At 66.3% G+C, this 19,698-nt stretch carries 17 protein-coding genes; 6 read left to right on the forward strand and 11 right to left on the reverse strand.

From position 1 onward, the window contains the following. Positions 1-25: 25 nt before the first annotated feature. A complete protein-coding gene (locus HR9077_RS19585; protein WP_136068981.1) occupies positions 26-1,036 on the reverse strand; it encodes a histone deacetylase family protein in 1,011 nt (336 codons plus the stop codon). A gap of 230 nt (positions 1,037-1,266) precedes the next feature. Between HR9077_RS19585 and HR9077_RS19590 the strand changes: the two genes are divergently transcribed. Beyond that, positions 1,267-2,946 (forward strand): NAD-dependent malic enzyme, encoded by a 1,680-nt coding sequence (locus HR9077_RS19590; RefSeq protein ID WP_136068982.1) that lies wholly within the window; start codon positions 1,267-1,269, stop codon positions 2,944-2,946. Positions 2,947-3,090: 144 nt separating this feature from the next. Here HR9077_RS19590 and acnA read toward each other — a convergent pair whose 3' ends face one another. After that, positions 3,091-5,841 (reverse strand): aconitate hydratase AcnA, encoded by a 2,751-nt coding sequence (acnA, locus tag HR9077_RS19595; protein ID WP_136068983.1) that lies wholly within the window; start codon positions 5,839-5,841, stop codon positions 3,091-3,093. 407 nt (positions 5,842-6,248) lie between these two features. Between acnA and HR9077_RS19600 the strand changes: the two genes are divergently transcribed. From HR9077_RS19600 to trxB, 3 genes are all read left to right on the forward strand, one after another. Next, entirely contained in the window at positions 6,249-6,458 is a 210-nt protein-coding gene (locus HR9077_RS19600) for a CPXCG motif-containing cysteine-rich protein (protein WP_136068984.1), read from the forward strand. 195 nt (positions 6,459-6,653) lie between these two features. Continuing rightward, on the forward strand, positions 6,654-7,256 hold the full coding sequence (locus HR9077_RS19605) for a peroxiredoxin (RefSeq protein ID WP_136068985.1): 603 nt from the start codon (positions 6,654-6,656) through the stop codon (positions 7,254-7,256). A 216-nt stretch (positions 7,257-7,472) separates the two neighbouring features. Next, positions 7,473-8,426 carry a thioredoxin-disulfide reductase gene (trxB, locus tag HR9077_RS19610; protein ID WP_136068986.1) on the forward strand — a complete coding sequence of 318 codons (954 nt, stop codon included), beginning with the start codon at positions 7,473-7,475 and terminating at the stop codon, positions 8,424-8,426. A 91-nt stretch (positions 8,427-8,517) separates the two neighbouring features. On the opposite strand, the gene HR9077_RS19615 is transcribed toward trxB, so the two are convergent. After that, positions 8,518-8,763: a SlyX family protein gene (locus HR9077_RS19615; RefSeq protein WP_244613378.1), complete on the reverse strand. Its 246-nt coding sequence runs from the start codon at positions 8,761-8,763 to the stop codon at positions 8,518-8,520. A gap of 218 nt (positions 8,764-8,981) precedes the next feature. Between HR9077_RS19615 and HR9077_RS22360 the strand changes: the two genes are divergently transcribed. Next, entirely contained in the window at positions 8,982-9,446 is a 465-nt protein-coding gene (locus HR9077_RS22360; protein ID WP_136068988.1) for a cold-shock protein, read from the forward strand. Positions 9,447-9,534: 88 nt separating this feature from the next. On the opposite strand, the gene HR9077_RS19625 is transcribed toward HR9077_RS22360, so the two are convergent. From HR9077_RS19625 to map, 8 genes are all read right to left on the reverse strand, one after another. After that, a complete protein-coding gene (locus HR9077_RS19625) occupies positions 9,535-10,482 on the reverse strand; it encodes a cation diffusion facilitator family transporter (protein ID WP_136068989.1) in 948 nt (315 codons plus the stop codon). Between the two features lie 187 nt (positions 10,483-10,669). Beyond that, a complete protein-coding gene (locus tag HR9077_RS19630) occupies positions 10,670-11,056 on the reverse strand; it encodes a hypothetical protein (RefSeq protein ID WP_136068990.1) in 387 nt (128 codons plus the stop codon). Positions 11,057-11,064: 8 nt separating this feature from the next. Next, entirely contained in the window at positions 11,065-12,231 is a 1,167-nt protein-coding gene (dapE, locus tag HR9077_RS19635; protein WP_136069065.1) for a succinyl-diaminopimelate desuccinylase, read from the reverse strand. 49 nt (positions 12,232-12,280) lie between these two features. Further along, positions 12,281-13,306: a 2,3,4,5-tetrahydropyridine-2,6-dicarboxylate N-succinyltransferase gene (gene dapD, locus HR9077_RS19640; protein WP_136068991.1), complete on the reverse strand. Its 1,026-nt coding sequence runs from the start codon at positions 13,304-13,306 to the stop codon at positions 12,281-12,283. A 52-nt stretch (positions 13,307-13,358) separates the two neighbouring features. Then, a complete protein-coding gene (locus HR9077_RS19645) occupies positions 13,359-13,715 on the reverse strand; it encodes a Spx/MgsR family RNA polymerase-binding regulatory protein (RefSeq protein WP_136068992.1) in 357 nt (118 codons plus the stop codon). A 46-nt stretch (positions 13,716-13,761) separates the two neighbouring features. Continuing rightward, the gene (gene dapC, locus HR9077_RS19650) at positions 13,762-14,976 is read right to left on the reverse strand and encodes a succinyldiaminopimelate transaminase (protein WP_136068993.1); all 1,215 of its coding nucleotides are present in this window, start codon (positions 14,974-14,976) and stop codon (positions 13,762-13,764) included. 117 nt (positions 14,977-15,093) lie between these two features. Beyond that, positions 15,094-17,769 (reverse strand): [protein-PII] uridylyltransferase, encoded by a 2,676-nt coding sequence (locus HR9077_RS19655; RefSeq protein ID WP_136068994.1) that lies wholly within the window; start codon positions 17,767-17,769, stop codon positions 15,094-15,096. Positions 17,770-17,832: 63 nt separating this feature from the next. After that, a complete protein-coding gene (gene map / locus HR9077_RS19660; protein WP_136068995.1) occupies positions 17,833-18,621 on the reverse strand; it encodes a type I methionyl aminopeptidase in 789 nt (262 codons plus the stop codon). Between the two features lie 289 nt (positions 18,622-18,910). Between map and rpsB the strand changes: the two genes are divergently transcribed. Continuing rightward, positions 18,911-19,642, forward strand: a complete 732-nt coding sequence (gene rpsB, locus HR9077_RS19665; protein ID WP_136068996.1) for a 30S ribosomal protein S2 — start codon at positions 18,911-18,913, stop codon at positions 19,640-19,642. The last annotated feature ends 56 nt before the right edge of the window (positions 19,643-19,698 follow it).

Consider the following 19,698-nt stretch of genomic DNA (forward strand, 5'->3'; position numbering starts at 1 on the left):
GGGTCGACCCGGCGGGGCGCTTGCGTTACTGCTTGAGCAGGCCGCGAAAGAAGCTATAGGCGTTGGCTTCCAGCGCATCGAGGGCGTAGCCGCCCTCCTGCACGACCAGCGTCGGCAGGGCGAGTTCGGCGATCGCCTGGCCGAGCCGCGAGAAGCCATCGGTACTCACGCTGACCCTGGCCTGCGGGTCGTCGTGATAGATGTCGAAGCCCAGCGCCAGGACCAGCACGTCGGGTGCGTAGAGGCGCAGTGCCTGGCGGGCCTCGTCGAGGCGCGCGAAGAACAGTGCCTCGGGGGCATCGTGGGGCATCGGCAGGTTGATGTTGTAGCCGTAGCCGGGACCCTCGCCGCGTTCGTCCTCGAAGCCGCACACGGCGGGATAGAAGTTGGTCGGGTCGCCGTGGACCGAGACGTACAGCACGTCGGCGCGCCGGTAGAAGGCCTCCTGGATGCCCTGGCCGTGGTGCATGTCGGTATCGAGAACGGCAACCCTTGGATACGAGTGCGAGAGTCGCTGGGCGGCGATCGCCGCGTTGTTGAGATAGCAGAAGCCGCCGGCGCCGTCGGGCCGGGCATGATGGCCGGGGGGACGGCACAGCGCATAGCTCAGGCGCTCGCCGTCGAGCAGCGCGTCCGCACCGGCGATGGCGCACTGCGCCGAGGCGTAGGCCGAGCGCCAGGTGGCCGGCCCTACCGGTGCGCTGCCGTCGGCCAGGTAGCGTCCGGCCTCGGCGAGCACCCCGCGCAGGGCGTTGTTCTCGCGCACGAAGACGTTGGAGATTACCTCGTCGCCCCAGTCCTCGGGCCAGCGCCGGTGGGCGCCTTCCAGAAAGCGCAGGTAGGGCAGGGTGTGGACCTCGCCGATCGCCTGCATGCCGCTGTCGGGTGGAGCTTCGACGCTGCCGCCCAGGGCTTTCGCGGCGGCCAGCAACGGGGCGAGACGTGCCGGCACCTCCTGGGGCTGGCGCATCGCGCCGCGGGAGAAATACAGTCGCGGATGATGCAGGGCCTGGTCGTCGTGATGGAAGGTGCGCATGGGCAAACTGCTCCGCAGTCGGTAGTCGGACTTGGCGGGACGGTCGGTTTCCGGCCACTGAGTTAACCATAGCGACCGAGGTGGCAGGGCGAAAGCCGGGCCGTGGCGCCTGGCAGCGGCGCGCAGGGGGCTCGCGTGTTATCTTTAAGCTACTGGACTGCGTTCGTCTCCAGGCGCCAGGCGCGCAGCGGAGGCCCGCCGACACAATTGAACCAACCTCGAGTCGAGAGATGAGCGAAAACGCCAAGCGCCCCCTGTACACCCCCTACGCCGGTCCGTCACTGCTGGAAATGCCGCTGCTCAACAAGGGCAGTGCGTTCACGCTCAAGGAGCGCATCGATTTCAACCTGATCGGCCTGTTGCCGCAGAATGTCGAGACCATCGAGGAGCAGGCCGAGCGCGCCTATCGCCAGTATCGCCTGTGCAAGAACGATCTCGACAAGCACATCTACCTGCGCTCGATCCAGGACGACAACGAGACGCTGTTCTTCCGCCTGCTCGAGGAACACCTCGAGGAGATGATGCCGATCATCTATACCCCGACGGTGGGCGAGGCGTGCGAGGAGTTTTCCAACATCTACCGCAACCATCGCGGGATCTTCGTCGCCTACCCCGATCGCGAGCACATGGACGACATCCTGCGCAGCGCCACCAAGGACAAGGTCAAGGTGATCGTGGTCACCGACGGCGAGCGTATCCTGGGGCTGGGCGACCAGGGCATCGGCGGCATGGGCATCCCCATCGGCAAGCTCTCGCTGTATACCGCCTGTGGCGGCGTCAGCCCGGCCTACACCTTGCCGATCATGCTCGACGTGGGCACCAACAACCAGCAGCTGCTCGATGATCCGATGTACATGGGCTGGCGCCACAAGCGCATCAGCGACGAGGAGTACGACGAGTTCATCGACATGTTCATGCAGGCGGTCAAGCGCCGCTGGCCCAACGTGCTGCTGCAGTTCGAGGATTTCGCCCAGACCAACGCCATGCCGCTGCTCGAGCGTTATCGTGATGAGCTGTGCTGTTTCAACGACGACGTACAGGGCACCGCGGCGGTCTGCGTGGGCACCCTGCTGGCCGCCTGCAAGTCGCGCAACGCGCGGATCAGCGAGCAGCGCGTGGCCTTCGTCGGTGCCGGTTCGGCGGGCTGCGGCATCGCCGAACAGATCATCGTCGCGATGAAGGCCGACGGCCTCAGCGACGCGCAGGCCCGCGCGCGTATCTACATGGTCGACCGTCACGGCCTGCTGACCGACGACATGCAGGGGCTCTACGATTTCCAGCAGCGCCTGGCGCATTCGCCCGAGGCGGTCGCCGACTGGCCGGGCAGCCAGCTGCTCGACGTGGTCACCCACGCCCAGCCGACGATCCTGATCGGCGTTTCGGGGCAGAAGGGGTTGTTCAGCGAAGCGGTGATTCGCGCCATGCACGCCAACTGTTCCAACCCGGTGGTGATGCCGCTGTCCAACCCCACCTCGCGTGTCGAGGCGACGCCGCAGGACATCCTCGACTGGACCGACGGCCAGGCGCTGGTGGCCACCGGCAGCCCCTTCCCGCCGGTGAGCGTCGATGGCCGCAAGGTCGCCATCGCCCAGTGCAACAACGCCTATATCTTTCCCGGGGTCGGCCTCGGCGTGGTCGCCGCCAATGCCACCCGGGTCACCGACGGCATGCTGATGGCGGCTTCCAATGCGCTGGCCAACGGCGCGCCGATCGTCGAATACGGCGAGGGCGCCCTGTTGCCGGCGCTCAAGAACATTCGGGGGCTGAGCAAGGCGATCGCCTTCGACGTCGCCAAGCAGGCCCAGGAGGAGGGCGTGGCGCTGAGCTCCAGCGACGAGGTGCTGCGCGCGGCGATCGAGCGCAACTTCTGGTATCCGCGCTACCGGCGCTATCGGCGTCGCGCCTACTGAGGCCTGGGGCCGGCTGCGCCCGCAACCGGCCTTTGCGACAGGCAGAAACGACAACACCCCATCGCAAGCGCGGTGGGGTGTTTTCTCGAGTGCGTCGAGTGAACGAGCCGAATGCGCCGGGGAGCCGGCGCATTCAATGCGCTCCTAGAGCATGTTGCGCAGCACGAAGTGCAGGATGCCGCCGTGACGGTAGTATTCCATCTCGTTGGCGGTGTCGATGCGGCACTTGGCTTCTAGCTTCTTCTCGCCCTTGCTTGATGCAATGGTCACCTTGACGCTGCCGCCCGGCTCGAGCTCGCCGAGCCCCTCGATGGAGAACGACTCGTCGCCGGTCAGCCCCAGCGACTTGCGATCCTCGCCCTCGGGGAACTGCAGCGGCAGCACGCCCATGCCGATCAGGTTGGAGCGGTGGATGCGCTCGTAGGATTCGGCGATCACCGCGCGCACGCCCAGCAGGCGCGTGCCCTTGGCGGCCCAGTCGCGGCTCGAGCCGGTGCCGTACTCCTTGCCGGCGACCACGACCAGTGGCTTGGACTCCTCGGCGTACTTCATCGCCGCATCGTAGATCGCCATCTGCTCGCCGGACGGCACGTGACGCGTGTAGCCGCCCTCGACGTCGTCGAGCATCTCGTTTCTGATGCGCACGTTGGCGAAGGTGCCGCGCATCATCACCTCATGGTTGCCGCGCCGCGAGCCGTAGGAGTTGAAGTCCTTGGGTGCCACGCCGCGCTCCTGCAGGTAGCGACCCGCCGGGCTGTCGGGCTTGATCGCGCCGGCCGGCGAGATGTGGTCGGTGGTCACCGAGTCGCCGAGCATCGCCAGCACGCGGGCGTCCTTGACGTCCTCGACCGGCTCGGGCTCCTTGCCCATGCCCTCGAAGAACGGCGGATGCTGGATGTAGGTGGAATCCTTGGACCACTCGTAGACCTTGCTCTCGGGAATCTTGATCGATTTCCAGGCCTCGTCGCCGTCGAACACCTCGGCGTATTCCTTGCGGAACATGTCGGTGCGCACCTGCTCGACCGCCTCGGCGATCTCGGCCTGTGACGGCCAGACATCCTTGAGATAGACCGGCTTGCCGTCCTTGCCGGTGCCCAGCGGCTCCTTGGACAGGTCGAGGCGCACGTTGCCGGCCAGCGCATAGGCCACGACCAGGGGCGGCGAGGCCAGCCAGTTGGTCTTGACCAGCGGATGCACGCGACCCTCGAAGTTGCGGTTGCCCGAGAGCACCGAGGCCACGGTCAGGTCGCCGGCGTCGATCGCCTTCTCGACCGATTCGGGCAATGGTCCGGAGTTGCCGATGCAGGTGGTGCAGCCGTAACCGACCAGGTTGAAGCCGAGCTCGTTCAGGTCGTCCTGCACGCCGCCCGCGGCCAGATAGTCGGTGACCACCTTGGAGCCGGGCGCCAGCGAGGTCTTGACCCACGGCTTGGTGGACAGCCCCTTCTCGACCGCCTTGCGCGCCAGCAGGCCGGCAGCCAGCATCACGCTGGGGTTGGAGGTGTTGGTGCAGGAGGTGATCGCGGCGATCACCACGGCGCCGGGGTTGAGCTTGAAGCGCTCGCCGTCGATCTCGCAGTCCTGGCTGTCGCTGTGCTCGTAGTGGCTATGAGTGTCGTGCAGCTCGGCGTCGTCGACGGCATGGCCGCCCTCGGACTGCCACTTGCCCTGTTCGGTGCTCGGCACGTCGGGGGCGTCGTCGCCCATCAGCTTCTCGAAGGTCGCCTTCATGTCTTGCAGGGCGACGCGGTCCTGCGGGCGCTTGGGGCCGGCCAGACTGGCTTCGACATCGCCCATGTCGAGTTGCAGGGTGTCGGAGTAGATCGGCTCATGGCCCGGCTCGCGCCACATGCCCTGGGCCTTGGCGTAGGCTTCGACCAGCTCGATCTGGGCGTTTTCGCGGCCGGTCAGGCGCATGTAGTCGAGCGTCTGCTCGTCGACGGGGAAGAAGCCGCAGGTCGCGCCGTATTCCGGGGCCATGTTGGCGATGGTCGCGCGGTCGGCGACCGGCATGTCCTTGAGGCCGTCGCCGTAGAACTCGACGAACTTGCCGACCACGCCCTTCTGGCGAAGCATCTGGGTCACCGTCAGCACCAGGTCGGTGGCGGTGATGCCTTCGCGCAACTTGCCGGTGATCTTGAAGCCGATCACCTCGGGGATCAGCATCGACACCGGCTGGCCGAGCATCGCCGCTTCGGCCTCGATGCCGCCGACGCCCCAGCCGAGCACGCCCAGGCCGTTGATCATGGTGGTGTGGGAGTCGGTGCCGACCAGCGTGTCGGGGTAGGCGAAGGTCTTGCCGTCCTCGTCCTTGGTCCACACCGTCCGGCCCAGATACTCGAGATTGACCTGGTGGCAGATGCCGGTGCCCGGCGGCACCACGCGGAAGTTGTCGAAGGCCTGCTGGCCCCAGCGCAGGAATTCATAACGCTCGAGGTTGCGCTCCATCTCGATGGCGACGTTGTCCTTGAACGACGAGGGGTCGCCGAAGTGATCGACCATCACCGAGTGGTCGATGACCAGGTCGACCGGCGACAGCGGATTGATGCGCGCCGGGTCTTCACCCAGGCGCTCAACGGCGTCGCGCATCGAGGCCAGGTCGACCACCCCGGGCACCCCGGTGAAATCCTGCATCAGCACCCGCGCCGGACGGTAGCCGATCTCGCGGGTCGAGCGCGCGTCCTTCTGCCAGTCGACCAGCGCCTGCATGTCCTCGGCCGAGACGCTGTCCGAATCGGCGAAGCGCAGCTGGTTTTCGAGCAGTACCTTGAGCGTGAATGGCAGGCGATCGATATTGCCGAGCGCTTCGGCGGCCTTGGGCAGGCTGTAGTAGTGGTAGGTGCTCCCTCCGGCCTCGAGGGCACTCAGGGTGTTCGGCGTTTCTTCGGCGCTCATGGACTCTCCTCCTAAATACCAAGCGGGGCAATGCTGGCCTAGCACGTCATCGGCGGGGGCGGCCGGCCTCGTGCGACGGCGAGGGTGCTCGACCGTCTTGCATGGCACCGAACAGCGCCATTGCGACTGGCCGGAGCCGCTTGCCCGAATGTCAGGTTCCTGAATGACGTCCCCAGATACTACGCTTGAGACAGTGATTGTCGACACTTGCCGTTGATTATTACTACCTATCACATTGTCATGATAGATGGTGAATTCAACCGACAGCCACTAATCGGCGCCCGCTGACGTTCGGCCATCCCTGGCGCTACCGCCTGGTGTCATGCTGTTTGCCGTTCACCCTTGAAAATGTCTGCCCGGGGACCCATATCGATGGGCATCAGGCGTTACGACGAGCGGGGCACGCCATGCATGAAGAGATGCTTGCATCCCAAGCGGTCAGTTGCCCGTATTGCGGCACGCCGTTCGAATTGCTGATCGATGGCAGCCAGGGCAGTCATTCCACCTGGGAGGATTGCCCACGATGCTGCGCGCCGATTCAGGTCGGCGTCGAAGTGGCGGAGCCGGGGGGCAGCGTGCAGAACGTGACGCTGGCCCGTGACGACGATGTGGTGTAAGCGGGCGGCGCCTGCCCGCGGGGCCGGCTACCTGGCCCGAAATGATGGGCAGGCGCTCGACCGATTCGCGAGTCGTCGCTCGATAGGCAATGACTATGGCTGTCATTGGTGTTACCAAATTGGCAGATGGAAGACGCAAATTTAGTCTAGGCCGTTATTGTTTTAGCGACCCACTCTAACCTCAAGGAGAGCTACATGAGCGTACTGGTTGGACGTCAGGCACCGGATTTCGAAGCGGCAGCAGTCCTCGGCGACGGCACCATCACCGAGAATTTCAAGCTGTCCGACAGCAACGGCAAGATGCGTGTGCTGTTCTTCTGGCCGCTGGATTTCACCTTCGTTTGCCCGTCCGAAATCATTGCCCACGACAACCGTCTGGCACAGTTCAAGGACCTGGGCGTCGAGGTAATCGGTGCGTCCATCGATTCCCAGTTCTCGCACTACGCCTGGCGCAAGACCTCGCCCGACAACGGCGGCATCGGCGAAGTCGGCTTCCCGATCGTCGCGGACGTCAAGCACGAGATCGTCCAGGCCTACGGCATCGAGCATCCTGAAGCCGGCGTCGCGCTGCGCGCCTCCTTCCTGATCGATGCCGATGGCGTCGTCCAGCACCAGACCGTCAACAACCTGCCGCTGGGCCGTAATGTCGACGAGATGCTGCGCATGGTCAAGGCGCTTCAGCACCACGAGAAGCACGGCGAAGTCTGCCCGGCCGGCTGGGACGAAGGCAAGGAAGGCATGAAGGACACCGCGGAAGGCGTTGCCAAGTACCTCGGCACCCATTCCACGAACCTGTAAGCCTTCACGGCTTGATGGGGCGGCCGATGGCCGCCCTTTTGCCGTCTGGGCTCTTGCGCCCCGACGATGACGCTGGGAAAACGACGCCAGTGACGGATACATTGCGATCTGCGTTTGGCGGTTGCAGGGCCGAGCCCAGATCCAAGCTATCCAATGACCAGCTATCCAACGAGCGATGCCGTCGTCCGGCGGCGCCCTGCGTGAGAGGATTAGTCCATGAGTGAAGTGCGGCACGAGCGCCTGATCATCCTAGGCTCCGGCCCGGCCGGTTACAGCGCGGCCGTCTACGCGGCGCGCGCCAACCTGAAGCCGTTGCTGATCACCGGCATGGAAGCGGGCGGTCAGTTGACCACCACCACCGATGTCGACAACTGGCCGGGCGATGCCGAGGGCGTCCAGGGCCCTGAACTGATGGAACGCATGCGCAAGCATGCCGAGCGCTTCGATACCGAGGTGCTGTTCGATCATATCGACGAGGTGGAACTGCGCCACAAGCCCTTCACGCTCAAGGGCGGCAGCGGCACCTATACCTGCGATGCGCTGATCATCGCCACCGGCGCCAGCGCCCGTTACCTGGGGCTGCCCTCCGAGCAGCAGTTCATGGGGCAGGGCGTGTCGGCCTGCGCGACCTGCGACGGCTTCTTCTATCGCAATCAGGAAGTGATCGTGGTGGGGGGCGGCAACACCGCCGTGGAAGAGGCGCTGTATCTTTCCAACATCGCCTCCAGGGTGACGCTGGTCCATCGTCGCGACAGCCTGCGCGGCGAGAAGATCCTGCAGGACAAGCTGTTCGAGAAGGTCGATAACGGCAACATCGCCGTCGAATGGAACCAGGTGGTCGAGGAAGTGCTGGGCGACAACACCGGGGTGACCGGGGTGCGACTGCGCTCGACCCTCGACGACAGCGTGCGCGAGCTGTCCGCGCCGGGGGTATTCATCGCCATCGGCCACACCCCCAACACCGGGATCTTCGAGGGTCAGCTGGAGATGGCCAACGGCTATATCAAGGTCCGCTCGGGGCTCGAGGGCAATGCCACCGCGACCAGCGTGCCCGGGGTGTTTGCCGCCGGCGACGTGATGGATCACGTCTATCGGCAGGCGATCACTTCGGCGGGCAGTGGCTGCATGGCGGCGCTGGACGTCGAGCGCTACCTGGAAGGGCTCGACTAGTCGGCGGCAATGCGCCGATTCGCAAGACCTGCCCCGCCGGCCACGCCGGCGGGGTCTTTCATGCCCGGTTGCTCGACAGCGGCCTTGACGCTCAATAGTGCGGCGGCCGCTCGTCCGCCTCGCCGGTACCCGGCGCGTCGAGCGCGTCGAGGGTCTGGCGCTGATCGCGCAGGCGCTGCTGCATCAATTCGTTGATCCGCTCCAGTCGCTCGAGCCGCTGGGCCTGGCCGGCCAGGGCCTGATCGAGGGTGTCGAGCCAGTGTTCCTGATAGGCCAGGCGGCTCTCCAGCGCCTCGAGCCGCGCTTCCAGGCGGGTGAGCGTGTCATTTTCGATCATGCTAGAATCGCTCCGCTGTGTGTTGCCGTTCATCGCGACACCTTACCGTATGTTCGAAACCCACCGGCACTCGCCGGCGTTTCGAACCCGTTGAGCTTGGAACCATCACGCTTTTACAAGCGCCGAGCTTCGCAACGATCGCTCTTCGAAGCACCGCCCCGCCGCGCTCGAGTCGCCAGGGGCCGTCATTGTCAGCACAACAAGAGAGTTCAAGGTCCATGAATCGAAAGGTATTACTCCGCTGTAGTCTCATCAGTCTCCTGCTCGCCGCTCCCGCTCCGCTGCTGATCGCCCTGTTGGCATCGCTGGTCGATGGTGCCCTGACCGGGGCCCTCGAGGAAGCGTTGACACTCGACGGCATCGAGCGGATCTACGTGGCCAGTGCGGTGGCGGTATTCGTGATTCTGCTGGTCGCCACCATCGCCGTGCACAGCCTCACCCCGCAACTCGTCAATCTCGCCGAGATCGAGAACGACGATCGCGAGATGGGCGAGGTGAAGTGGTTCAACGTCAACAAGGGCTATGGCTTCATCACCCGCGACAACGGGGAGGATGTGTTCGTGCACTTCCGGGCCATTCGCGGCAAGGGCCACCGGACCCTGGCCGAGGGTCAGAAGGTGCGCTATCACGTGATCAACAACGAACGCGGCCTGCAGGCCGACGACGTGACCGTCATCACCTGAACGCGGCGCCGCCGCGTTTGACCGGACGCCCCGGTCGGCTTGCGCCGGCCGGGGCATTTTCGTCTGAGCGGGCGCCTCGGCGATGGCCTCAACCGGGCGCCGGTTGATCGCCATGATTGGGTCGCGAATCGACGTCGGCGCGCGCCTCGGCCTCGACGAATACCCGCTTGACCGTCTCCTCTTGCTGCTTGATGCGCGCATCGAGCGCGGCGATAGAGCGCTCGATGCGTTCGGCCGGGGTGCCGCGGGCGAAGCGCACGCTGAGGATCGCCAGGATGAAGTCCGGTCCCATGTGCATGGTCAACACTTCGTTGACGCGCTCCACGCCGTCGGCCTCGCCGGCCAAGCCGCGGATCGACTCGACCACGCTGCGATTGGCGCTTTCGCCAATCAACAATCCCTTGGTCTCGATCGCCAGCCAGATCGCCGTGCCGCCGAGGATCATGCCGATCAGCACCGAGGCGATGCCGTCGAAGACAGGGTTGCCGGTCCACTGGCTCAGCGCCACGCCGGCCATCGCCGCCAACAGGCCAAGCAGTGCCGCCGAATCCTCGAAGACCACCACGAACAGCGCCGGGTCCTTGCCGCGACGCACTGCCTGCACGTAGCTCCACTTGCCCTTGGTCTTGCGGAACTGATTGAGTGCGAACGCCCAGGAGGCGCCCTCGAAGAGAATCCCCAGCCCCAGCACGATGTAATTGATCAGCGGCGATTCCATCGGCTCGGGGGCGATGATATGGCGGATGCCTTCGTAGAGCGACACGCCGGCGCCGACCGCGAAGATCAACAGCGCGACGACGAAGCTCCAGAAGTAGACTTCCTTGCCATGACCGAAGGGAAACTGGGCGCTGGCGGGCTGCTTGGCGCGCTTCAGGCCCAGCAGCAGCAACACCTGGTTGCCGGTGTCGACCACCGAGTGAATGCCTTCGGAGAGCATCGCCGAACTGCCGGTCATCGCCGCGGCGACGAACTTGGTGATGGCGATCAATGTATTGCCGCCCATTGCGGCATAGATCGCCGGCTTGGATTCTGCCATGGTGCTTCCTCCCTGAAGCAGGGAAGCACTGCACAAATGCCTGCACGGGCGAATCGCTGCGTTACGCGGTGCTCAAAATCCTCACATATACCCCATATGCTGCGGTTTCTGTGCTCCGGGCGCCTTGCGCTTCATCCCGTTCGCCTATTTGTTCAGCACTTCCTCAAAGTTAGAGACGATTTCGTCGTTACTGGCCGGAATCCGGCCAGGTGATGGCGCCTTCATGACCGTCGGGGCGGACCTGCCAGAAGCGGTCGGGATCGTCGCCCGGCTGCCAGCCGCCCAGCGAGCAGCGCACCTCGCAGGCCAGCGCGGCGACCGCCGCGCGGGCGCAGTCGATGTCGCGCGGCCAGGGCGTCGCGTCGCTGTCGAACCACAGGCTGGCGAAGCCGTCGGCGGCGTTCTCGACCAGCAGGATCGGCACCAGCGCGCCCTCGCAGTGGCCCTGCCCCCGCCACTTGCGCTTGCCGGCGGGCTCGAGCGGGGCGGCATCGAGCAGCGGTCCGAGCCAGGCGTTGAGACGTTCGAGCGAGACGTCGGCCAGGTAGATCTCGATGTCGGGATAGCGTTGCATGGCGGACCTCAGGTGAACAGCCGTTTGATGATCGCTTCGTAGGCCTGGCTCAGGGTATCGAGATCGGCGGCGCGGACGCGCTCGTTGACCTTGTGGATGGTCGCGTTGAGCGGGCCGAGTTCGACCACCTGGCTGCCCAGTTGGGCGATGAAGCGGCCGTCCGAGGTGCCGCCGGCGGTCGACAGCGCCGGCGTCTCGCCGGTGATCGCACCGACCCCGGCGAGCACCGCTTCGATCAGCTCGCCCTCGGCGGTCAGGAACGGTTCTCCGTTGAGCGTCCAGTCGAGGCGATAGTCGAGGCCGTGGGCGTCGAGGATCGCCTCGGCGCGTTCGCGCAGCTGCTCGTGGGTGACCTCGGTGGAGTAGCGGAAGTTGAATACCACTTCCAGCTCCCCGGGGATCACGTTGCTCGCGCCGGTGCCCGCGCGCAGGTTGGAGATCTGGAAGCTGGTGGCGGGGAAGAAGGCGTTGCCGTCGTCCCAGTGCTCGCGGCACAGCGCGTCGAGCGCCGGCGCCGCGGCGTGGATCGGGTTGCGCGCCAGGTGCGGGTAGGCGACGTGGCCCTGGACCCCCTTGACCCGCAGCACGCCGCCCAGCGAACCGCGCCGGCCGTTCTTGACGGTGTCGCCGAGCCGCTCGCTGGAGGAGGGCTCGCCGACGATGCAGTAATCCAGCCGTTCGTGGGCCTCGCGCAGGTGCTCGACCACCGCCCGGGTGCCGTCGATCGCCGGTCCCTCCTCGTCGGAAGTGATCAGAAAGGCCAGCCGCCCGGGGTGGTCGGGATGGGCGGCGACGAAGCGCTCCACCGCGGTGAGCATCGCCGCCAGGCTGCCCTTCATGTCCGCGGCGCCGCGCCCGCACAGCTCGCCGGCCTCGTTGATGTGCGGCTCGAACGGCGGTGTGTGCCACTGCGCCTCGGGGCCGCTGGGCACCACGTCGGTGTGGCCGGCGAAGGCCAGCACCGGGCCATGATGGCCGCGTACCGCCCAGAAATTCTCGACATCGCCGAAGGGCAGTCGCTGGATGGTGAATCCGAGGCGTTCGAGGCGCTCGATCATCAGCGCCTGGCAGCCGGCGTCGTCGGGGGTCACCGAGGCGCGGCGCATCAGCTCGATGGCCAGTTCCAGGGTCGCGGACAGGGGCTGGCCGGGTTCGGCGGGGGCGGGCGAGGTCATGACGGTTCCCGGTAGCGGCGAATGGGGCGCCCGGTCGGGGCGCCACGAATCAATTGTGGGCATGCAATGCTTCGTTGAGCGCCACGGCGCTCTTGTTGGTCAGGCACTCGACGCGTCCATTGAGCGAGTTGCGACGCAGCAGCAGGTCGCTCTGGCCGGCCAGCTCGCGGGCCGCCACCCGGTCGACCTCCTGGCCCTGATCGTCGAGCACCGCGACCTTGGTGCCGGCGGTGATGTACAGCCCGGCCTCGACCGTGCAGCGATCGCCCAGCGGAATGCCGATACCGGCGTTGGCGCCGATCAGGCAGCCCTCGCCGACCTTGATGACGATGTTGCCGCCGCCGGACAGCGTGCCCATGGTCGAGCAGCCGCCGCCGAGATCCGAGCCCTTGCCGACCATCACGCCGGCCGAGACGCGGCCTTCGACCATGCCCGGGCCTTCGGTGCCGGCATTGAAGTTGACGAAGCCTTCGTGCATCACCGTGGTGCCCTCGCCGAGATAGGCGCCCAGGCGCACCCGCGCGGTATCGCCGATGCGAATGCCCTTGGGCACCACGTAGTCGGCCATCTTGGGGAACTTGTCGACGCAGTCCACCGCCAGCGTGCGCCCCTCGAGGCGTGCCTTGAGGCGTCGCGCCGGGAGCTCCTCGATGTCGATCGGGCCCTCGTTGGTCCAGGCGATATTGCGCAGCAGGCCGAACATGCCGGTCAGGTCGACGCCGTGCGGCTTGACCAGCCGATGCGACAGCAGGTGCAGCTTGAGATAGACCTCCGGCGCGCTCTCGGGCGGCTGGTCGACCTCGATGAAGGTCGCCACCAGCGGGCGTCTGCTGGCGGCCAGCAAGGTGGCGAGCTCGGCCTGCTCGTCGTCGCCGGCGGCCTTGAAAGCCTCGGCCAGCTTGCCGCAGTGCTCGGGCAAGAAGCTCACCGCGGCGTTGCCGGCGGGAGCGTCGAGGGCCTCGCGTGCGGCCTCCGCCAGCGCGCTGGCGGGCTGAAACACGGGCGCCGGGTAGTAGACGTCGAGCCAGTCGCCCTGGGTGTTCTGGTTGCCGATTCCGAGCGCGAAACTCAGCATGCGATTCTCCTGAAGGTAATGGTTGGTGAGTCGGGCGGCTGCGGGGCGCCGGTCACGCCGTGCCGGCCAGGCCGGCATAGCCATCGCGCGGCGCCCCGACCAGCAATCGTTCGCCGGTGTCGAGCAGCGGCCGCTTGAGCAGCGTCGGCTGGGCAAGGATCAGCGCGGTAGCGTGCTCGGCATCGCTGCGTGCCGCTCGCTGGTCGTCCGCGTCCAGGTTGCGCCAGGTGGTGCTGCGGGTGTTGAGCAGCGTGGCGAGGTCGGCCAGGGTCAGAAAGTGTGCCAGCCGCTCGCGGTCGAGGCCGTCATCGCGCAGGTCGTGATAGCGGTAATCGATGCCCTGCGCCTCGAGGGCCTTGCGCGCCTTGCGGCAGCTGTCGCAGTTGTTGATGCCGTATAGGGTGTTCATGGGCTGGGTCGGCTGTCCTGATGCAAGAGGGGATTCAAGCGCCGGTTCATGCGTGGCGCTCGATAAAGGCGCGGATGCGCCGGGCGGCTTCCAGCGTGTCTTCGAGCTCGGCGACCAGCGCCAGCCGCACGCGCCCGGCCCCGGGGTTGTGCGTGGTGCCGCAGTTTCCCGTGTCGCGGGACATGTAGCTTCCCGGCAGCACCGTGACGTGCTGTTCGCCGTAGAGCGCCCGAGCGAAGGCCTCGTCGTCGCCGCCGGGCACCGCCGGCCACAGGTAGAAACTGGCCTCGGGGGCGGGAAAGTCCATCACCGGCGCCAGGATATCGCCGACGGCGGCGAACTTCTCACGGTAGGCGTCGCGATTGGCGCGCACGTGGTCCTCGTTGCCCCAGGCGACGAGCGAGGCCCGCTGGGTGGCAAGCGGCATCGCGCAGCCGTGGTAGGTGCGGTAGCGCTTGAACGGCGCGATCAGCGCGGCGTCGCCGGCGACGAAGCCCGAGCGCAGCCCGGGCAGGTTGGAGCGCTTGGAGAGCGAGTGGAAGACGATGCAGCGCCGGTAGTCGTCGCGGCCCAGGCTGCGGCAGGCCTCCAGCAGTCCCGGCGGCGGGCGGCGTTCGTCGAGATAGAGCTCGGAATAGCATTCGTCCGAGGCGATCAGGAAGTCGTGCTCGTCGGCGAGTTCGATCAACTGCCGGTAATCGGCGAGCGGCGTGACCGCGCCGGTGGGGTTGCCGGGCGAGCAGACGAACACCAGCTGGACGTCGCGCCACACCTCGGCGGGCACCGCCGCGTAATCGGGGCAAAAGCCGTTTTCGGTGCTGCAGTCGAGATACAGCGGCTCGCCGCCGGCGAGCAGCGCGGCGCCCTCGTAGATCTGGTAGAACGGGTTGGGCATCGCCACCCTGGCCGGCCGGGTGCGGTCCAGTGCGGCCTGGACGAAGGCGAAGAGCGCCTCGCGGGTGCCGTTGACCGGCAGCACGTGCCGTTCGGGGTCGAGGCTGCGCTCGGTCAGCCCGTAGCGCCGGCTCGCCCATTCGGCGATCGCCGTGCGCAGCTCGAGCAAGCCGGTGGTGGTCGGGTAGCGGGCGACCTCGTCCTCGTGGCGGCGCAGCGCCTCGAGTACCGCCGGCGGCGGGGCGTGTTGCGGCTCGCCGATCGACAGCGCGATGGGCGCCCTGTCGGCCGGCGGCGTCACCCCCGCCTTGAGTCGGGTCAGGCGCTCGAAGGGGTAGGGCTTGAGCGCATCGAGATTGGGATTCATGGGCGTTCCAGCGGTCTGCGCCAGGGCAGGGTTGTCTCGTTATGGGCGCCGTGGGCGCGAAACCCTCGATTATAGGGAAGGCGAGGGGCCCCCTCAAATGCCCGCCGGCGCGGGCCATCACACATCCAGCACTTCGCGCAGGCGTTCGCGCAACTGGGCCTGGCGCTCGGGGTCGACGAGCGGCTCGCCGTTCTTGTCGGTGATGAAGAACACGTCCTCGACGCGCTCGCCGAGGGTGGCGATCTTGGCCGCCGACAGCGCGATGTGCTGCTCCATGAAGATTCGTCCGACGCGGGCCAGCAGCCCCGGGCGGTCGGGGGCGATCAGCTCGAGCATGGTCCGCGCGTTGGCCGGATCCTGGTCGATCTGCACCTGGGTGGGCACGCGGAAGTGCTTGAGCTGGCGCGGGGTGTGGCGATTGACGATCTGCGGGTAGTCGTCGGGATCGTCGAGCTCCTCGACCAGGTGCGCACGCATGCGTTCGAGGCGCGCCTGCTCGCGGATCGGCTCGTTGGCATCGTCGAGCACGATGAAGGTATTGAGGGTCCAGTCGTTGCTCGAGGTGGCGATGCGCGCGTCGTGGATCGACAGGTCGAGCTGGTCCATGGCCGCGGCGGTGGCGGCGAACAGGTCGTCCACCGAGCGGGTATGGATGAACACCTTGGTGCCCCCCTCGCTGGTATCCTCGGCGGGCGCGCTGACCAGTACCAGCGGCAGCTCGGAGCCGGCGTGGGCGAGGATGCCCTGGGTCTGCCAGACGATCTCGCTGGGCGTGTACTGGACGAAGTAGTCGTCGCCGAGGGTGTCCCACAGCACCTCGACACGCGCGACGTCGGCGCCCAGCGTACGCAGCAGGGCGAGCGCCTCGGTGCGGGTCTCGCGGATCCAGTCGTCGCGGTCGATGGGGTTTTCCAGGCCGCGGCGCAGGGCGCGCTTGGTCTCGCCGTGGAGCTGGCGCAGCAGCGCGGCGCGCCAGCCGTTCCACAGCGAGGGGTTGGTAGCGGTGATGTCGGCGACGGTGAGCACGTAGAGGTAGTCGAGATGCACCTCGTCGCGCATCTGGTGGGCGAACTCGCGGATCACGTCGGGATCGGAGATGTCGCGCTTCTGGGCAGTCTTGGACATCAGCAGATGATGCTCGACCAGCCAGGCGACCAGCCGGGTGTCGCGCGGGGACAGGCCGTGGCGTTCGCCGAACTCGGCAACGTACTGGGCGCCGATCAGCGAGTGGTCGCCGCCGTGGCCCTTGCCGATGTCGTGATAGAGCCCGGCGATCCACAGCAGTTCGAGCTTGGGCAACTGGTGGATCAGCGTGGCGGCGACCGGGAAATCCTCGCGCCCGGCGGTCTCGCGGAAGCGCTGGATGAACTTGAGCAGGCGCAGGGTGTGGGCGTCGACGGTATACAGGTGAAACAGGTCGTGCTGCATCAGCCCCACCGCCTGGCCGAATTCGGGCAGGTACTTGCCGAGGATGCCGTAGCGATTCATGCGCCGCAGCTGACGCGGCACGTTGCCGCCGCTGCGCAGCAGCTCCATGAACAGGCTCTGGTGGCGCAGGTCGTCGCGGAAGGCTTCGTCGATCATGTGCCGGTGATCGCGGATCAGGCGGATGGTCTCGGCGCGCACGCCCTCGATGCCGGGATGCTGGGCCATCAGCAGGAACAGCTCGAGCAGCGCCCCGGGGCGGCGCCTGAAGACGTTGGGGTGGCGCGCCTGGATATAGCCGCCGCGAATCTCGAAACGGGCGTTGAGGGGCTGGATCTCGAGTGCCTCGTCGCCGCGCAGGATCATCTCGTCGAAATGCTGCAACAGCATGTCGTTGAGCCCGGCCAGCGCGGTGACATGCCGGTAGTAGCGCTTCATGAACTGCTCGACGCCGAGCCCTTCGGGACTGTCGTGGAAGCCGAACAGCTCGGCGATGGCGCGCTGATGGTCGAACAGCAGGCGATCCTCGGCGCGCCCGGTGAGGGTGTGCAGGGCGTAGCGAACCTGCCACAGAAAGGCCTGGCCCTGGCTGAGGATCTGCAGTTCGGCGTCGTTCATGAAACCCTGGGCGACGACGTCCTCGTAGCGCAGCGGGCCGAAGTAGCGCTTGGCCACCCAGCCGATCATCTGGATGTCGCGCAGCCCGCCGGGGGAGCTCTTGATGTTGGGCTCGAGCTGGTATTCGGAGTTGTTATGCTTGTAGTGGCGGGCGATCTGCTCCTGCCATTTGGCTTCGAAGAACTGGTCCGGCGGCCACATGCGACGGCTCGACAGGCGTTCGGTCATGGCCTCGCGCAAGCGCTCGGGGCCGGCCAGGGTGCGCGTCTCCAGCAGGTTGGTGATGACCGTGACGTCGGCGCGCGCCTCGCGCTCGCAATCGGCCAGCGAGCGCACGCTGTGGCCGATCTCCAGGCCGATGTCCCAGAGAAAGGTGATGAAGGCGGTGAGCGGCTCGCGGTAGGGGCTGTCGTCGTCGTGCTCGAGCAGCAGCAGCAGGTCGATGTCGGAATGCGGATGCAGCTCGCCGCGGCCGTAGCCGCCCACCGCCAGCAGCGCGACGCCGGCATCGGGCCAGGAATGGCGGGCCCAGGCCGTCTCGAGCAGCCGGTCGAGGCACCAGGCGCGGCCATGGACCAGGTCGCGGATGTCGGCACCGGCATGAAAGCGCGCGTCAAGCTCGACCTGAATGTCGCGAAGCACCTGCTTGTACAGCGCGATCGGCGGCCGGCCGGTGTCGAGTTCGGCGCGGAAGGCGGCGACATCGAACAGGCTGTCGTCGGCCACGAAGCGATAATGATGCAGCAGCATGCGAGGTGGCTCTCCAGGGGACGGCGAAAAGGCGGGCCGGGGCGGCGGAGGGGCGGCGGGGCATCAGCCGTCGAGGAACGACAGATCCTCGTCGTGACGCGCCGTGGTGACGATGCAGCCGCCCTTGGTGACCACCAGCGTGTGTTCCCACTGCGCCGACAGGCTCTTGTCGCGGGTGACCGCCGTCCAGCCATCCTTGAGCACCTTGGTCTGGTACTTGCCTGCGTTGATCATCGGCTCGATGGTCAGGCACATGCCTTCCTTGAGCACCAGGTCGTTCTGTCGGTCGTAGCCGTCATAATGCAATACCTGCGGCTCCTCGTGGAAGTTCTTGCCGATGCCGTGGCCACAGAAGTCGCGCACCACGCTGTAGCCATTGGCTTCGGCATGGGCCTGGATGGCCCTGCCGATGTCGGATAGCCGGGTGCCTTCCTTGACGACCTCGAGCGACTTGTACAGGCACTCCTGGGTGACCTGCGAGAGTCGCTCGCCCTTGATGTTCTCTCCGACCACGAACATGCGGCTGGTGTCGCCGTAATAGCCGTCCTTGATCACGGTGACATCGATGTTGAAGATGTCGCCCTTCTTCAGCAGCTTGCCGAAATCGGGAATGCCGTGGCAGACCACGTGGTTGAGCGAGATGCAGGTGGCGTGCTGGTAGCCGTGATAGCCGATGGTTGCCGATACGCAGCCCAGCTCCTGCTCGAGATAGTCCTGGCACAGCTTGTCGATCTCGCCGGTCGAGACGCCCGGGCGGACATGCCCGGCAATCATCTCGAGCACCTGGGCGGCGCAGCGTCCGGCTATCTTCAGTTTCTCGATGTCTTCGGGGGTATTGATCGGGACGTTCATGGAATCTCGGGTCGGGGAATGGGGGGCCGTGCGGCGGCCTGAAAGGCCCGGCCGGCTTCATCTTGGCGATCATCTATGGTATAAAGCCGCGCGCTTGACTGCAATCCGCGCTCCGCCTTGGCGCTTTGCCTTGAAGTTCGCGGCGCCACAGTCAGGCGACAAGCAATCAATGCCTTGAAAAACACACATGCACCGGCACATGGTCCCGGGTGCCGTCGGCGAGTCCTTCGCCGCGGTCGGATCCATGGGGTGTATGGAGGCCTAACCCGATACATCAGGAGTCATTCCCATGGCGCAAGTCAATATGCGTGACCTGCTCAAGGCAGGCGCCCACTTCGGCCACCAGACCAAGTACTGGAACCCGAAGATGAGCAAATTCATCTTCGGTGCACGCAACAAGATCCATATCATCAACCTCGAGCACACCCTGCCGGCGATCAACGACGCCGCCGCCGTGGTCGAGAAGATGGCCGCTTCCAACAACAAGATCCTGTTCGTCGGCACCAAGCGCGCGGCCAGCAAGATCATCAAGGAAGAGGCCCAGCGTGCCGGCCAGCCGTTCGTCAACCACCGCTGGCTGGGCGGCATGCTGACCAACTACAAGACCATCCGCGTATCCATCAAGCGTCTGCGCGAACTGGAAGCCATGCACGAAGATGGCACCTTCGCCAAGCTGACCAAGAAAGAAGTGCTGATGGCCACTCGCGAGCAGGACAAGCTCGAGCGCAGCGTGGGCGGCATCAAGGACATGGGCGGCCTGCCCGACGCGCTGTTCGTGGTCGACGTCGACCATGAGCGCATCGCGATCAACGAGGCCAACAAGCTGGGCATCCCGGTCATCGGTGTGGTCGACACCAATTCGAACCCCGATGGCGTCGATTACGTCATCCCCGGCAACGACGACTCGATCCGCGCCATCCAGATCTACGTGCAGGCGATCGCCGATGCCAGCGCCAAGGCGAAGGAAGGCCGTCCCGACGAGTTCGTCGAAGTGACCGAGAGCAACGAAGTCGCCGAGTGACCGGTAGCGGGCCTGCGTGGGCGGGGCTGGCCCCGGCTACCCGGCCTGGCTCCGCG

It is taken from the genome of Modicisalibacter radicis, assembly GCF_900961225.1.
GTDB lineage: Bacteria > Pseudomonadota > Gammaproteobacteria > Pseudomonadales > Halomonadaceae > Modicisalibacter.